Source organism: Peribacillus sp. NPDC096379 (genome assembly GCF_044762875.1).
GTDB lineage: Bacteria > Bacillota > Bacilli > Bacillales > DSM-1321 > Peribacillus.
In genome coordinates this window covers 32,719-48,795 of the sequence record NZ_JBIWFD010000005.1, presented here as the reverse complement: position 1 = coordinate 48,795, position 16,077 = coordinate 32,719, and the positions used below count along the sequence as shown (strand labels likewise).

General features: G+C 36.5%; 13 protein-coding genes. 12 read left to right on the top strand and 1 reads right to left on the bottom strand.

Translation table 11 applies throughout. The annotated features are described in order from the left end of the window. Nucleotides 1–103 precede the first annotated feature (103 nt). The 10 genes from ACIQZI_RS19790 to ACIQZI_RS19745 all read left to right on the top strand — a co-directional run bounded on the left by ACIQZI_RS19790 (nucleotide 104) and on the right by ACIQZI_RS19745 (nucleotide 11,556). Nucleotides 104–1,516 carry an amino acid permease gene (locus ACIQZI_RS19790; RefSeq protein ID WP_403076366.1) on the top strand — a complete coding sequence of 471 codons (1,413 nt, stop codon included), beginning with the start codon at nucleotides 104–106 and terminating at the stop codon, nucleotides 1,514–1,516. 182 nt (nucleotides 1,517–1,698) lie between these two features. Then, complete coding sequence (locus ACIQZI_RS19785) at nucleotides 1,699–2,478, top strand: creatininase (protein WP_403076363.1); 780 nt, start codon at nucleotides 1,699–1,701, stop codon at nucleotides 2,476–2,478. A 319-nt stretch (nucleotides 2,479–2,797) separates the two neighbouring features. Further along, nucleotides 2,798–3,367, top strand: a complete 570-nt coding sequence (locus ACIQZI_RS19780; RefSeq protein ID WP_403076360.1) for a DeoR family transcriptional regulator — start codon at nucleotides 2,798–2,800, stop codon at nucleotides 3,365–3,367. Between the two features lie 265 nt (nucleotides 3,368–3,632). Continuing rightward, the gene (locus tag ACIQZI_RS19775) at nucleotides 3,633–5,594 is read left to right on the top strand and encodes a primary-amine oxidase (RefSeq protein WP_403076357.1); all 1,962 of its coding nucleotides are present in this window, start codon (nucleotides 3,633–3,635) and stop codon (nucleotides 5,592–5,594) included. 488 nt (nucleotides 5,595–6,082) lie between these two features. Further along, entirely contained in the window at nucleotides 6,083–6,316 is a 234-nt protein-coding gene (locus ACIQZI_RS19770) for a hypothetical protein (RefSeq protein ID WP_062186699.1), read from the top strand. Between the two features lie 58 nt (nucleotides 6,317–6,374). Then, on the top strand, nucleotides 6,375–7,784 hold the full coding sequence (locus ACIQZI_RS19765) for a purine-cytosine permease family protein (protein ID WP_403076354.1): 1,410 nt from the start codon (nucleotides 6,375–6,377) through the stop codon (nucleotides 7,782–7,784). A gap of 682 nt (nucleotides 7,785–8,466) precedes the next feature. Continuing rightward, nucleotides 8,467–9,627 (top strand): replication initiation protein, encoded by a 1,161-nt coding sequence (locus ACIQZI_RS19760; RefSeq protein WP_403076352.1) that lies wholly within the window; start codon nucleotides 8,467–8,469, stop codon nucleotides 9,625–9,627. Nucleotides 9,628–9,880: 253 nt separating this feature from the next. Continuing rightward, entirely contained in the window at nucleotides 9,881–10,273 is a 393-nt protein-coding gene (locus tag ACIQZI_RS19755; RefSeq protein ID WP_062186694.1) for a winged helix-turn-helix transcriptional regulator, read from the top strand. A 166-nt stretch (nucleotides 10,274–10,439) separates the two neighbouring features. Continuing rightward, nucleotides 10,440–11,081, top strand: a complete 642-nt coding sequence (hxlA, locus tag ACIQZI_RS19750) for a 3-hexulose-6-phosphate synthase (RefSeq protein WP_403076345.1) — start codon at nucleotides 10,440–10,442, stop codon at nucleotides 11,079–11,081. A 64-nt stretch (nucleotides 11,082–11,145) separates the two neighbouring features. Beyond that, on the top strand, nucleotides 11,146–11,556 hold the full coding sequence (locus tag ACIQZI_RS19745; protein ID WP_403076341.1) for a cupin domain-containing protein: 411 nt from the start codon (nucleotides 11,146–11,148) through the stop codon (nucleotides 11,554–11,556). A gap of 330 nt (nucleotides 11,557–11,886) precedes the next feature. Here ACIQZI_RS19745 and ACIQZI_RS19740 read toward each other — a convergent pair whose 3' ends face one another. Continuing rightward, a complete protein-coding gene (locus ACIQZI_RS19740; protein WP_403076339.1) occupies nucleotides 11,887–12,123 on the bottom strand; it encodes a hypothetical protein in 237 nt (78 codons plus the stop codon). A gap of 452 nt (nucleotides 12,124–12,575) precedes the next feature. Here ACIQZI_RS19740 and ACIQZI_RS19735 point away from each other — a divergent pair, with 452 nt between their 5' ends. Both ACIQZI_RS19735 and ACIQZI_RS19730 read left to right on the top strand, forming a co-directional pair. Further along, complete coding sequence (locus tag ACIQZI_RS19735; RefSeq protein ID WP_403076336.1) at nucleotides 12,576–13,592, top strand: ABC transporter substrate-binding protein; 1,017 nt, start codon at nucleotides 12,576–12,578, stop codon at nucleotides 13,590–13,592. Between the two features lie 173 nt (nucleotides 13,593–13,765). After that, the gene (locus tag ACIQZI_RS19730; protein ID WP_403076333.1) at nucleotides 13,766–15,934 is read left to right on the top strand and encodes a BglG family transcription antiterminator; all 2,169 of its coding nucleotides are present in this window, start codon (nucleotides 13,766–13,768) and stop codon (nucleotides 15,932–15,934) included. Nucleotides 15,935–16,077 lie beyond the last annotated feature (143 nt).

The following is a 16,077-nucleotide window of genomic DNA, read 5'->3' as shown; positions in this document are numbered from 1 at the left end:
CCTAAAATAAAAATTCTACTTAGATATGCTTAGTGGATTACACTCACAATAAATACTTTACATTTGTGTGATAAATAATCTCTATAAAAAGGAGCTTTCTAATATGAATGAAGAGGTAAAGCTGCAGAAAAGTCTGAAGATACGACACTTGATGATGATCGCATTTGGTGGATCGATTGGCGCTGGCTTGTTTGTGGGCAGTGGGGCCATTATCCAGATTACTGGACCAGCAGCAGTTTTTACAGCACTTATGGCTGGGATTCTAGTCATTCTAGTCATGAGAATGCTAGGGGAAATGGTCGTTGCAAAGCCTTCACTAGGTTCGTTTTCAGATTATGCACGAGAGGCAATGGGGAATTGGGCCGGCTTTACGGTAGGATGGTTGTACTGGTACTTCTGGGTCATCGTCATTGCTGTTGAAGCAATCGCTGGTGCTGCGATATTGAAAAGTTGGATCTTTCCTGATATGTCACTTTGGCTTTTAAATCTATTATTGCTTATCGCACTAACAATAACGAATATTTTTTCGGTTAAAGCTTTCGGTGAATTTGAATATTGGTTTTCATTGATTAAAATTGTTGCGATTCTTTTGTTCTTAGCTCTCGGAGGAGCGTATGTTTTAGGATTTCTACCAGGTACAACCATGGACTTTTCTAACTTGACGGCACATGGTGGATTCACACCACTTGGTTCAGCAGCAGTATTTATTGCTGTCGCCACAATTATTTTTTCCTTCGTTGGTTCAGAGATCGTCACGATTGCGGCGTCAGAGTCAGCTGAATCTGAAAAAGCAGTAGTAAAAGCGGTAAACTCTGTTATTGTTCGGATTATGACGTTCTATGTAGGCTCTGTATTTTTAATTGTTACGATTGTTCCGTGGAACAATTCTGAAGCGCTTACAAACCCTTACGTCAGTGCTCTCCAAATTATTGGTATACCATATGCTGATAAAATTATGAATTTAGTTGTGGTTACAGCCGTACTCTCTTGTTTAAATTCAGGCATATATACAGCATCTCGAATGTTGTTTGCTTTAGGAGATAAGGGAGATGCTCCAAAGTGGATGATGAATGTGACAAAGAGAGGTGTACCATTAAAGGCGATCTTGACATGTACAATATTTGGTTTCATTTCCGTGATCATGGCTTTCATATCACCGGAAACAGTGTTTCAATTCTTGTTAAACTCTTCTGGAGCCATTGCTCTTTTTGTCTACCTGCTGATTGCTGTTTCTCAATTGATACTTCGCAAAAAAATAGAACGTGAAACGCCAGAACGTCTGAAGCTACGTATGTGGGCCTATCCATACTTGACCATCGCATCGATCATAGCAATGGTTGCCATTATTGTAAGTATGGCGTTTAGTGCTTCGACCCGTTCACAGTTAATATTAAGCTTATTGAGTGCGATGGTTGTTATTCTCCTTTATGTAATTAAAACGAATATTTCTCGGAAGAGAGCAGCCAAAAACGCTTTGAATGAGGAATTATCTGAAGTAGATGTTAAAGCGAAATAACATCGATGAAGATCACTTGTGGTGGGGGAGAGTAGACCACTCTCTCTCCCCTTAATAAGCAGGTGTAGGAATTATGTGAACATCCAATCAACTAATCACAGATAGAAAACGTCAGTGAATTTTTTATAAGGGCTACTTAAAGTGATATTTTACTAGATTATTATTTTGGAGGCGAGTTAGAAATGAATAAACATCTACTAGCGAATATGACTTGGCAAGAATATCAATCTAAAATCAAAGATAGTATTTTAATATTACCAATTGGGTCGACAGAACAACATGGCCCACACTTACCACTGGGTGTCGATGCCATGCTAGCTGAAAACATGAGTTTATCGATAGCGGAAAAAATAAATGCCGTCATCGCACCGACTTTATCTTACGGGTATAAATCACTGCCAGCTAGCGGCGGTGGACCCATGTTTCCAGGTACGATTGATTTGAAAGGAACGACTGTCATTTCCTTAGTCTATGATTTATTGGAAGAGTTTTTACATGACGGATGGCAAAAAATATTGTTGGTAAGCTGTCATTATGAAAATGAAGCCTTTCTTGCTGAAGCAGCGGATCTTATTATGAGAAGTCGAACAGATGAATTCCCTAAAATTCTACTTACAAATTGGTGGGATAATTTAGATGAGAGTATCATGCCGCAAATATTTGATGAAATAGAATTTCCAGGATGGGCTTTAGAACACGCTGCCATTACGGAAACGTCGATGATGATGCATTTTGCCCCAGAGCTTGTGCGTGAAGAGTTTATCATAGATGAAGGGATGGAAGGGCCACCTACCTATCAATGTTTCCCACCATCACCAACATTGATTCCACAATCAGGTTGCCTTCATACGGCAAGATCCAGTACGGCTGAAAAAGGGCGATTAATCGTTGAAAACTCTACAAATAATATTGTTTCTTTCTTGGAAAAGGAATTTTTCGCAAAAGTGAAGATTGCGGATTGACAGAATCCTTCATGTGAACAGAAGAGGCTTTCCTTAGGAAAGTCTCTTTGCATGTCGCCGTATACAAGCCTACAAACCATCTTAGTTCTAAGGGAATTCCTAATTCAAACACTTGGTATATTTCATAGTTTTGACATCCAGATAATCAATTAAATTCGTGTATCTATGTTATAGTTCAACATTTTTTTCCGTTTTTTACAATGAAGAATTCGAACAATTGGGTAATATCATAGAGATCACTATACCTGAATTTTATTCCATTCAGTTGAAGATAGTATAAAACGATTCTGATGTATTTTTTAATGAACGGAGGGATAACATGTTGCCGTTAGAGCGAAAACAACAAATCTTAACGTGGTTAGAAGAAGAAGAAACGTTACGAATTTCTGAAATTAGTAAAAGGTTAGATGTGTCGATCATGACCGTCTACCGTGATTTGAAACAGCTCATTGCAGAACAGAAGGTAATCAAAACATCTAATGGAGTGATGTCTACAACAGAAAACGATGTGACAACTAAAAATTGTTCGTATTGCAATAAACATTCAAATACCAGATTATCGGTGCAACTCGTCAAAGTAAATCATCGAGTGGAACACACATGTTGTGCTCACTGTGCGCTATTACGATATCAAGATATAGAAAAGAAAGTGTCTCAAATTATTTGTTATGACTTTTTAAAAGAAACAACGATAAGTGCTAAGATTGCGACGTTTTTGTTTAATGCAGATATCCAACTAAATCACTGCCAGCCACAAGTGCTTATTTTTGAGTCTATGAAACAAGCCAAGCAATTTCAATTAGGATTTGGTGGCGATCTCTATCAGTTTCATGAAGCCATTGAAATCGTTAATAAGATCATGGATGGTGAAAGTTGTCATCATCTTTAATTAATTGTTAGAAGTACCCAATCTTCCATATCAAAATAATGACTAATGACTCAGTTTATTTTTTTTGAAAAGTGAGAAGGTTCCGTTTTTTACAATTAATGAAACAATGAAAGCGTTATTATTTAGTTATATCAATCGTTCCTTCCTATACAAACGTTAATAAATGATAGTTTCAGCCTAGTGCTGAAGATAACGGGTCAGAGGAAGTTACAAAATTAGTAGTTTGTATAATTAAAATATAACTAGATGAAACGGAGGATATTGCATGGAAACTCAAGAACAAGTGTTAAAAAAGGTTGCCCATCCACTAGAACCACTAACAGGTGAAGAAATTTCAAGAGCTGCTGCAATTTTAAAAGCGCAAAAGAACTTAAATGAGAGTGCCCGATTTGAACAAATTGGATTACACGAACCTCCAAAAGATGTTGTTTTAAACTTTAAAGAGGGAGATCCAATTAACAGGGAAGCTTTTGCCGTTATAATTAATAGAAAAGATAGCACTACACATGAGGCTGTTGTATCTCTTACAAATGAAGAAGTGATTTCATTTAAACATGTTCCAGGTGTTCAGCCATCATTCCTTCTTGAAGAATATTCTGAACTAGAGGCACTAGTAAAGAGTCATCCTGACTTCCATGCAGCTCTTAAAAAGCGCGGTATTGAAGATCCAGATTTAGTTATGGTTGATCCTTGGTCTGTTGGATACTTTGGAATCGAAGAAGATGAAGGAAGAAGACTGTTACGTGCCCTATGTTTTGTTAAAGAATTTCCTGAAGATAATGCATATGCGCATCCACTTACAGGTTTACTTCCAGTTGTTGATATGAACAAAATGGAAATTGTAAGAATTGAAGATCATGGTGTACAACCAATTGCGCCTAAAAACGCACTTTATAAACCTGAACTAAATGATGAAATCAATGTACGTACAGATCTAAAACCGTTAGAAATCGTTCAGCCAGAAGGTCCTAGCTTTACAGTTGAAGGACATAATATCAAATGGCAAAAATGGGATATCCGTATTGGATACACAGCTCGTGAAGGACTTGTTCTTTATACAGTAGATTATGAGGATAAAGGAAAGAAAAGACCAGTTCTATATCGTGCAGCTTTATCAGAAATGGTTGTTCCTTATGGGGATACAAATCCTGCTCATAACTGGCAATGTGCGTTTGATGCTGGTGAATACGGAATCGGTCAATTGGCAAACTCTTTAGAGCTAGGCTGTGACTGTGTCGGTAACATTCACTATTTTGATGCTGTAATGGCTGATAGCCAAGGTGGCGTTCATCGAATTCCTAATGCAGTTTGTCTTCACGAAGAAGATGCTGGAATCGCATGGAAGCATACAGATTGGAGAACAGAAGATGTAGAAGTACGCCGTTCACGCCGTCTTGTCATCTCATTCTTCACAACTGTTGCAAACTACGATTATGGATTCTTCTGGTACTTCTATACAGATGGAAGAATTGAACATGAAGCGAAGCTAACAGGTATTCTGAATGTTGGTGCACTAGAAGAAGGCGTGAAAACAAGATATGGAGCAGAAGTTGCGCCGCAAGTCTTTGCGCCAGTTCACCAACATATCTTTAACTACCGTATTGATACGCATATTGATGGTCAAAAGAACTCTGTTCAAGAAACGAATACCGTTGCGTCACGTCCTGATGAAAACAATCCACATTTAAATGGTTTCTACCATGAAACAACAACATTTAAAACAGAATTGGAAGCGCAGCGTAAAATGAACCTTGAAACAGCTAGAGGATGGAAAATTATTAATCCAAACTCTAAGAACTTTATTGGTCAGCCTGTTGCTTACGAACTAGTACCTGGTGAAAACGCTTCTCCATTCTTACATGAAGAGTCAAGTATTATGAAACGTGCTGGATTTATTAAAAATCACTTGCATGTTACACAATTTGACAGTGATCAAATGTATGCTTCCGGAAAATATCCAAACCAAAATAAAGGCGGAATCGATAGCTTAGAGCATTATGTAAAAGAGAACCGCTCAATTGACAATGAGGATATCGTTGTTTGGTATAACATGGCTGTTCACCATATTGTTCGCCCTGAAGATTGGCCAGTAATGCCAGTTCACCATATCGGATTCAAATTAAAGCCTCATGGCTTCTTTGATGGAAACCCAGCGCTTGATCTTCCACGTGCAACTAAGGATGAAAGCAAGAGCTGCTCTAATACTGAAGGAAAAAGTTGCCATTAAGAAATAAAAAAGTCGCGTGAAAAGGGAATTGATTACAATTCCCTTTTCGCCTTCTTATTATAGAAAGAGAATGATCCTGTTGCAGAATATAACACCCTTTTTTAGTTTTTTTTATAAAGATCAGTTCGTTTCGAAGCGAGATAGAGGATATAACTGGCATGATGGTTGTAATGGTATTATGGATGAGGAGCAGTTTAATCATCGGATAAATTATCAGAATTTTCCATAAATTCAACCAACTGTTAGATTTTATTTCCATAAATCATTACAATCGTTATTTCAGCTATTTTAATAGTCGCTTTTTAGCCCAATCGATCGATAATTACATTCAAGTAGATGACCATGAATATCATTACTGATAAAAAATCCTATTAATGGTATTAGAAAACTCACATAATGATTCGAGACGTCAACGTCTAGTCGTTTGTTAACTTGCCAAGAGAACATGTTTTACGAAAAGTTTAACAAAAACTATATGAGGTGAAATTATGAGAGAACAAGAAGCAATGTTGAAAACGGAAGCTTTTGAAGAGACAACGTATGCGTCTACGGATCAGTCATTTGTGGATCAATTGTATGCAGATCTAGACATCAGGCTTGCTGAAATTGAAAGCAAAGACCATGAAGTGAAAAGAATGACGTGGAAAGATTCTTCTTTATCATTGTTTTTGGTAGAAATCATAAGTGTTTTTTTAGTGTATTTAATTATGAATTTGAATTGACTGGCTGTGATAACCAGAATGTTTAAAGCAGTTTCTATAAAAGAGGGGGGATTTACATATGAGTGATAATAGCATCTCAAAAGATGTAGCATTTGGATTTTTACCGGCGAGAAAAAGCGATCGAGTATTAGGGTTTTGGAGCCTGCTTCTGATTCAACTCGGGACAGGTTTATCATGCTTTAGCCTGCTTACCGGTGGAGCCACAGGAGCCTTGTTAGACGCGAAAGATTCCATTGGAGCCATTTTATTTGGAAATGCGATTCCAATGATATTAATCATACCAATTGCCATTTACTTTGCCCGATATGGAATCGACACAATTGTTGGTTTTAGAAGTTCTTTAGGGTATCTAGGATCTAAATTGTTTTGGGGGTTATTTGCTGTAACAACATTAGGATACACGGCATTTACGATGTTTATGTCAGGGGAAGCGATTGTAACCATATTAAACATGTTCCATGCTAGCGGTATATTGACAACGAGTAGTTTTGGAGCGCCTTTTTTCTCAGTTGTTTTAATTCTTCTTTGTCTATTCGTCACATCCAAAGGTCCAATTATGATTAAATATTTTAACTGGGTTGGAGCGCCGGCCATGTTTGTTTTAGTTTTAATCTTGCTAGGAGTCGTTTTGTTTGGACAAAATTTAGACAAGGTGTTTGCCCTTCAGCCGATAGGACCATATGATTCGGTTGGAAGATCGTTAGCAACAGCGATCGAGTTAAATGTCGGGCTTGGTTTTTCCTGGCTCCCTTATTTGGGCCAATATAGCCGTCTTGCTAAAGATGAAAAGGGTGCATTTAACGGCGGGTTTTTAAGCTATGGAATCGGTTTATGCGTCGCTGCTATTTTAGCCGTTTTTATGACGCTTGTTACAGGTTCAATCAATCCAACTGATTGGATGACACAAATGGGCAGTGCTTGGCTTGCTGTCATGGGATTAGGACTTTTAATATTAGGAAATGTTACAGCAGCGATTTTCTTCATGTACGCACAAGCAATCAGTTTTAAAACGATCTTTCCTAAACAAAAATGGGGGGTTGCTTTAGCAACGAATGTACCTGTTATCTTGTTAGTTCTTACTCCTGCTTTTTATAATTCATGGAATATTTTCATTGTCATTATTGCATACGTTATGTCGGTAATTGGTGGAATTGTCGTCGTGGATTTCTTCTTTGTCAAAAAACAAAATATTTCCGTGCGAGATTTATATGATACAAACGGAATTTATAAATACTGGTATGGGATTAATCCTTCAGCTGTATTAAGCGTAATCGTTGGAACAATCTTTTATTGGAGTGTGTATAATCCATTATTGGATCAGCCAAGTGGAATCTTTATTTACATTACTGCTGGTATTCCAACGTACTTTGTTGCAGGCGGCTGTTATTATGTTTCGTCGAAATATATTTTCCGATCGAAGGCAAATACAGCTAGTCAAATAGATATCGCGACAAGAAAAACTAGTTAAGTCTATTAGAACTAAGGTTTGTAGAAATAAATGGAGTAAGGGAGAATGTCTCCAAAGGGTCTGATCCCTTTGGAGGAGACATTCTCCTTTTTTTGAAGAAGTAAAAGGAGTTAAGGCTTTTCAATAAGGTATCAAAAAAGAAAATGATATACATTTACCCCCTTTTTTTATATTAAGGTGAATTAAAATACCAGAAGACAAATCTCCAAAAATTCTTGGAACCCCATATAAAATTAATTTTTGCTGGCTTATCACGTACATATTTGGTTTGATAATGAAGAAATTAAAAATGAATAGTTATTAATCAAGCAATCTTCCTTTTGTTGTTTTTGTATATATTATTTTAATTGTTTTAAATGTTTTATTGTTTTCGGATGTCGAAAGCTGTTGATATATAAGGGTTCATCGGGGGTAAACCGTACATAATTGGTTCTAAAGCGTACTTTTTTGGTTTCAATCCGTACATAATTGGTTTTAAAGCGTACTTTTTTGGTTTTCTAAACCGTACATAATTGGTTTCAAACCGTACTTTTTTGGTTTCACCCGTACAAAGTTGGTTTCAAAGCGTACAAAAAATAAATTTGTACTTTTTAAAAATTCAGCTAAATAGTAAAATAGAGAAAGAAGTTCATATATTACTATTACGAACCAAAAATGTACGGGTAAAAGAGGGTGAATTGAATTGGAGCGTCAAGAGGTACGAACTAATAATAACGTTGTGACTAAATCAAATATTTTAATTGAAGCTAATTACAAATTAACAATTACTGAACAAAAGATTGTTTTATATTTAGTGAGCAAAATTCGCAAAGATGATGATGATTTTAAAACCTATACACTCCCAATTAAACAATTTTATGAATTGCTGGGTTATAAGGGTAATCCAAAGTACTCTGAAATGAAAAAGATCACAAAAAATTTAATTGGAAAAGTAGTAGAAATAAAAGAGGAGAAGAAGCTCAAACAAATGAGTTGGTTATCCTATGTTGAATACAATGAAAATGACGGTAGTGTTAATTTATCTTTTGATCCACGGCTTAAACCTTACCTTTTACAACTAAAAAGAGAATTCACCTCTTATAAGTTAAAAAATGTAATGGAATTAAAAAGTGGATATTCAATAAGGATTTATGAGATTTTGAAAAAATGGCAAACCATAAAAGTGGTAGAACTCCCTTTAAAAGAATTGAGAGAAATGGTTGGAGCCACTGATAAATATCATGAGTACCATAATTTCAAAAAAAGGGTATTAACATCTTCACAAAATGAAATTGAAGAAAGAACTGATATCGCTTTTGATTATGAAGAAATTAAAAAGGGAAGAAAAGTTGTTTCGATTCGGTTTATGATTCATTCGAAAAACAACACAATTAAGCAGGAGGATGAAATAATTAACCAAAATGATGATTGGTTTGAATCTCTCTACATACAACTCCATCACACTTTCAAACAACATAACTACACCTTAACAAAAGAAGTTGTAGAAAGATGGGTAGGACTAGCTGATAAAGTATGGAGTGGTAACAAATATGTAGAAGTAAATAAGCTAACTCAACAATCTTTCCAAATCGATAACATTAAGAATCATATTGCTTTTATCACGTATATTCTCAATGAAAAAGTAAATTGTGTTGAAAATGGAACAAGTCATTATCAAGTTAGTGTAGAATCAGTCGCTAAGAAAGGAATTAGAAAGGAAATAATTCCAAGTTGGTTTGAAAACTATAAGGTAGTAGAGAATACAAAACAACCAGATTCCGATCCTTCATTTGAAAATACACGTTTGGATGAGATGCTGAAAGGTTTTGAAAAACAATTGAATAAGTTTGAGACTCCCATCTAGCCATGATCGAAATAGTAAAGCAGGACAAAATCTTAGAAATGAAGTGATAAGACTTTTAACTTTAGGAACTTCGGGGATCGCCTAATCCAAAACGGATCGATAGATTGGTATTCTTAGGAATCTCTTTCTTCAAACAAACGTAAGGGTGCAAAGGAGGGGGAGACTAATTGTAAGTACTGACATTGATTGTTGAATAGTGAGAAAAATCACACTTTAATAGTGTATGATAGTGATAATAGAGGAGGGATAACAAATGAGTCATATTCGTGGAAAGACGTTCAATTGTGAAAAAGAATTAACACTTTCTATTATCGGAGGGAAATGGAAGATGCTGATCATGTGGCATCTTGGGAAAGAAGGGACAAAAAGATTCGGAGAATTGAAATCTCTCATACCTGCCATCACCCAAAGAATGCTTGTCAGTCAGCTGCGTGAACTGGAAGAAGATCTCATTGTTAGTCGTAAAGTCTATCCTGTCGTGCCACCAAAAGTCGAATATTCCCTAACGGATCGAGGGCATACTTTAATCCCGATTCTCGAATCTATGTACGTATGGGGAAAAGATTATACGGAATTTATTTTAAATCATACATTAGAAAAAACAAATGAACACGATTTAAGTATAATGATCAACAATGACCAGTAATATCTATCATTCAAGTAATAAGGATAGCGGACTCTATTTTATTAATTCCAATAGTATAATATTTAACACTATATGTTAATAAAGTGCGTACTTTATTTTCTGAAAATTATGACATATACTGAGTGTAGTACTAATAAATCAATTATATGAAGGAAGTGGCCCAATCATGGAACTACAATTGGCGATAGACCTAGTAAATACTGAAGAAGCAATTAAATTGGTGGAAGAAGTTAAAGATTTCATTGATATCGTAGAAATTGGTACACCGGTTGTTAAAATTGAAGGTCTTCAAGCAGTAAAAGCTATGAAGGAAGCATTCCCTCAATTACAAGTTTTAGCTGACATGAAAACAATGGATGCAGCAGGTTATGAAGTTTTAAAAGCATCTGAACATGGCGCTGATATCGTCACTATTCTAGCTGTAGCTGAAGATGAGTCTATCAAAGGCGCTGTTGCAGAAGCAAAAAAACAAGGTAAAAAGATTCTTATTGATTTAATTGCTGTAAAAGATCTTGCTAAACGTGCGCAAGAAGTTGACGCAATGGGCGTAGACTATATTTGTGTACATACAGGTTACGACCTACAAGCAAAAGGTCAAAACTCATTTAAGGACCTTGAAACAATTAAAAGCGTTGTGAAAAATGCAAAAACTGCAATCGCAGGTGGTATTAAATTAGAAACACTTCCTGAAGTTCTTAAATCAAACCCTGACCTTATCATTGTAGGTGGCGGTATTGCTAACCAAGATGATAAAAAGGCTGTAGCACAAGAAATGCAACGCTTAATTAAAGAAGCAGTTACCGTTTAATTTAAATCAACGACCATACATGTAAGGAAATTAAAAATATTTTAAAAAATAGAGGTGTTTATAAATGAGCCAATCAACAGCAGCAACAAACTACAAATATTTGAGCCAAAAACCTAGTGTCCAAATTATTAAGGCAGGAACTTATAAAAAGCTAGAATTGAATGATATTTTAGGAGTTCCGGCACTGAAAAGCCAAATCATTGATGTACCTGTAACAGCAACTGAAAATGCCCTTTCAATGGGGTACTTCTCTATGCAGCCTGGAGAAGAATTTGAATTCGTGTATGAATTTTTAGAAGTGAAGTTTGTATACAGAGGTAAATTTGTCTTACGGGACAAGCAAGGAAACAAATATGTAGCTGAAGCAGGAGACGTTGTTATTTTTACTCCTAATGTACCGATAATTTTTGATGCTGAAAGCGATGGAGATGCTTTCTATACAGCACATCGTCTGCCAGAACCAACATTTATGTAAAGAAACAATCGACGGTGATTCGTTTCTTCAAAAATTTAAAAGAAGAAATAGTTGTCTAGGAATAACATTATTAAACACTCTGTAGTAGCTTATTATGCACTATAGGGTGTTTTTATAATTATCTTGCCAAAGAAGTTTTACAAGTAATTATTAATCTTAAAGAGAAAACGTTGTCATTAATATATTAATCCATATTTCCTACCGTATCTAGAAAAAAGAAGTTTGTAACTATTCAGTTGAGTATTAGCTAGCTTACTAGAAAGGCAAGGAAAAGAAGGCCAGCCTTCTTTTCCTTGCCTTTTAGGAGCCTTACGTTGAAAACAGATTGTTCTATTTATTAGTACGAACCGTCTCTTTGACGGTCAGCAAACCGATTTTCTTTGCTTTACATGTCATTCGCTTAAATGTGGCTCTGCTTATCTCGTATCCATTCGCCTTGTCGTCGATGGCGGCCAAAATCGTATTGATCTTGGCCGTTGAAATGCCCAGTACTTTAGCTACATATCGGATTAAGCGTTTTAAGGCGATCCGTTCAGATGTGGTAAAATGCTGCTTGTATTCAATCATCCATTGTTTCCAGCTCCTTTACGACACAAAAGACGCTACTATCGCGTCGGATAACAACGTCCTCCTACCGTAACTGGTACGGTTTTCCCTTGCTACGAACCTTCATACACGCTACAATTAACGGCAGAATAGTACGAGTAAGGGCCAAGGTAAGTGTTGTCGCAGGGAGTTTGCGATGACGGCGTATGAGTGTCCCATCACTACATATGCACGCCTGGTTCTTTTTTTGCTCATTTTGTAAGTTCCTTCATTATTGTTTCAATGAAGTTAAAACGATATAATTTTCTGAATGTATCGAATATTAGATGTATAATAAGCTGATGGGATATGGATGCATCTCTTCAATCAAAATTCAAAAAGCTTCAGTGTAAGGCTAGCGCTTTATCTTCATGAATTACGCCGAATGATAGCGCTATTATATGAAGAAAGTATGAAGGTAGAGGGAGATTTCAATGAAAAAGAGCATGAGTTTCATGTTCATAATAACTCTTATTTCATCGTTTGTCCTTGCTGGTTGCAGTAATTCTAGTGGATCTATCGTACCAACTAGAGCAATTGGGACAATTAAATTTGCGGATGCAGGTTGGGAAAGTATTAGAGTACACAACGAGATCGCAAGAATTATTATTGAAGACGGTTATGGGTATAAAACAGAATTAATTCCGGGATCTGAAACAGCTTCACTTTATGCGATAAGTACGGGAAGTATGGATGTTTATATGGAGATTTGGTCGGGAAGCTACCCGATAGAATATAAATCTGCCATTGAAAATGGTGATATTATAGAAGTATCTGTAAACTCAGAAAGTACGCGGCAAGGCCTTTATGTTCCAACCTATGTTATTGAAGGGGACCCCGAGCGTGGTATTGAACCGACAGCCCCTAATTTGAAATCGATTCATGATTTACCTGAGTATTGGGAAATTTTCGAAGATCCGGATGATCCAAATAAAGGACGTATTTACGGGGCGAATCCAGAATGGAATGCTAATAAAGTGTTTCGAGAAAAAATGAAAAACTACGGGTTATACAAAACATTCAATTATTCTGAATCAGTGACTCAGCCAGCATTAAATAAAACATTCATTAATGCCTATGAGAATGGTGAGCCATGGGTAGGCTACATATGGACACCGACATGGACGGCCGGATTGTATGATATTACCGAACTGAAAGATGAGCCATACAATGAAAAAGATTGGTTAAATGGGTACCGTACAGAGTTCCCTTCACAAAGATTAACGATTGCTGTTCACAATAAGCTGCCAGAACAGGTGCCAGAAGTTTTTGCGTTTTTAAGCAACTATTCTATAAGCAATGCCATTACGACTGACTTTTTAGCTTACATGAAGAAATATGATACAACTACACATGAGGCGGCTATATGGTTTTTAAAAGAATATGAAGAAGTATGGACAACTTGGGTTCCCGATAATGTAAGTAAAAAAGTGAAAGCTCAGCTTCAATAAAACATCAATAGGGTTGTTTTATGCAATAAACTATTGAGGGACTAAGGGAAAGTCCTTTTTATCGTTGATATCTAATTTTGATAGTCAATGCAGCAATAGGAAGTCACTCTTTTGACGGCCAGCGTATAGCCTTCTATAAATAGAATGATTATATTTGGAGGGAGATAAACAAAGTGAAACAACAAATTCCTATTTTAGATTCTCGCCAAAAAGAGCTGTTAAGGACGCTGCTAATAGCTAAAAAACCTATTACTTATAAAGAGTTATCTGAAATGTTTAAATTAAGTACAAGAACAATTCAAAGAGAAATGAAAACGCTTAAATCAATCTTAGAGGCCTACGATTTAAAAGTAGAGAAACAAATTGGAGACGGTTTTGAATTGAAAGGATCCGAGGAAGGGAAGAGATGGTTAAGAGAACACATAGAGCAGGCAAAAACGTTTTCCACGTACTCTCCAGAAGAACGACAGGATGGAATGACTTATGACTTATTGCTTTCTAAAGAACCGATTAAGCAATTTGTGTTTAGTAAAAAGTACGGGATTACGGAAGGGACTGTCAGCTCTGATTTGGACAAGGTGAGTATTTGGCTTGAAAAGGGGGGGATTACACTCATACGAACGCCGGGAATTGGCGTATATATCAATGGGCAGGAAAAGCAACGGAGGACGATGTTGTCCAGGTTGCTCCACAAGGATATAATGTTTGAGGAATGGCTCGAACTTTTCCATAAAAAGACAGAGTTAGGGGGGGGAGAGGTGCAAGATCAGTTAGGTATGATGATTCGAAATCGTTTACTAAAGTTTGTTCAAATTCATAACATCTTGGATGTTGAGCGTGTTGTACACCAAGTCTTAAAAGAGCAAACAGATATCGAATTAACAGACAGGAACTATGTAAATCTAATTGTTCATCTAATGCTTGCAGTCGAGAGAATAAAAAGCGGACAGATCATTCAAACATCCAATGTGCCTAATGTATCTCAAGACTATGAATTTGATCAATTAATCTATTCACTTGCGGAAAAAATTGTTGAACGACTTGAAACCATTCTTGCCATTTCAATACCTAAAATCGAAGTGAATTATATTGCTCTACATTTATCAGGGGCCCGTCTTTCTAACCGAAAAGAAAGGGAAAACTATGAAAAAGAAGAATTTACTTGGATTGAATTGACACAAAGCTTTATTCGAGCAGTGGAATACCATCTAGATGAATCGTTTGAAGGGGATGAACTTCTTTTTGATGGGTTAGTTTCCCATTTTGCTCCAGCCTTTACCCGTTTAAAATACGGGCTTCAAATACATAATCCGATGCTCGGGAAAATTAAAGAAAGGTATCCGGAAACGTTTTCTGCATGTAAGGAAGCGTGTGAGCTTTTAGCAAATAGAACGGGCGGCCCTATTCCAAACGATGAGGTCGGTTATTTAGCGATGCACATCGGAGCTGCGCTTATTCGGAAGAAAGATACTTTAAAAAGTGAGTATAAAGCCATTGTTGTATGTTCTAGTGGACTTGGAACGTCAACATATTTGGCTTCAAGGCTACGTACTGAAATGCCGAATTTGAACGTAGAAGCAGTTGTCTCGATGAATGAGCTTGAAGGATGTCTGCAGGAAAAGGCGGAAGTGGATATTTTGATTTCGACAATAAACCTTCCTTTTGTGAAACATAATAACGTCGTCATTGTAAGCCCATTTCTCAAACCAGAAGATCTATCAAGAATTCAAAGTGCCTTGTTCAAAGTAAATAAATCAAAGCCCATTCAAAAGAATGTACAAAATACGAACGGGAAATCATCTTCTGTCATGTCCCTTGCAAAATATGGGGAAGGTATGATTCAAATTTTACGAAATTTAAAAGTCTATAATGATGTTTATGTACGCCCTCCTGTTACGATTCCCAGCATTCTTAGTGGGATTAAAGATATTGAGGAAGTAAGTGATTTTGAGAAGCTTTCCAAAGATCTTGAAGAGCGTGAGCAGCAAGGTGGGTTTGTAATAGATGATTTGGCGATGATTCATGCTAAGTCAGAAGGATTAAATAACTTGCTTGTTGTCGTTTTTCGAATGAAAGAACCTATTTTATGGCCTTTTGCTGATGATGAAGAACAGTCTGTTAATACAGTACTCTTATTGGCGGCACCTCAGGGGGCGCCAAAAGAGCATATAGAAATGATCAGTAACATCAGTTCCATGTTAATAGAAGAATCATTTGTTAACGTATTAAGAGAATCTACGGCAGATGTCGTGAACAGTTCGTTGGAAGCTGTATTATCGGAGACATATGAAAAGAAAGCAGCGCGTTTTTTAAAGGAGATTCAGGGAAAGTCAACATCTTGATAATGCGAACGCTTTTGGCCCCTACTTTAAGTTGCCAACAAACCAAGGAGTACCTTACTGACCTAATAGTTTACATCAGTCATCCAACGGTTTTCTCCTCTACCCATTCGATTACGGAAAGGAGGAAGTGCAGGAGATATTAT

Coding starts and splice junctions, on each gene's coding strand:
- ACIQZI_RS19790 (WP_403076366.1), top strand. CDS start 104: ATGAATGAAGAGGTAAAGCTGCAGAAAAGTCTGAAGATACGACACTTG.
- ACIQZI_RS19785 (WP_403076363.1), top strand. CDS start 1,699: ATGAATAAACATCTACTAGCGAATATGACTTGGCAAGAATATCAATCT.
- ACIQZI_RS19780 (WP_403076360.1), top strand. CDS start 2,798: ATGTTGCCGTTAGAGCGAAAACAACAAATCTTAACGTGGTTAGAAGAA.
- ACIQZI_RS19775 (WP_403076357.1), top strand. CDS start 3,633: ATGGAAACTCAAGAACAAGTGTTAAAAAAGGTTGCCCATCCACTAGAA.
- ACIQZI_RS19770 (WP_062186699.1), top strand. CDS start 6,083: ATGAGAGAACAAGAAGCAATGTTGAAAACGGAAGCTTTTGAAGAGACA.
- ACIQZI_RS19765 (WP_403076354.1), top strand. CDS start 6,375: ATGAGTGATAATAGCATCTCAAAAGATGTAGCATTTGGATTTTTACCG.
- ACIQZI_RS19755 (WP_062186694.1), top strand. CDS start 9,881: ATGAGTCATATTCGTGGAAAGACGTTCAATTGTGAAAAAGAATTAACA.
- hxlA (WP_403076345.1), top strand. CDS start 10,440: ATGGAACTACAATTGGCGATAGACCTAGTAAATACTGAAGAAGCAATT.
- ACIQZI_RS19745 (WP_403076341.1), top strand. CDS start 11,146: ATGAGCCAATCAACAGCAGCAACAAACTACAAATATTTGAGCCAAAAA.
- ACIQZI_RS19740 (WP_403076339.1), bottom strand. CDS start 12,123: ATGATTGAATACAAGCAGCATTTTACCACATCTGAACGGATCGCCTTA.
- ACIQZI_RS19735 (WP_403076336.1), top strand. CDS start 12,576: ATGAAAAAGAGCATGAGTTTCATGTTCATAATAACTCTTATTTCATCG.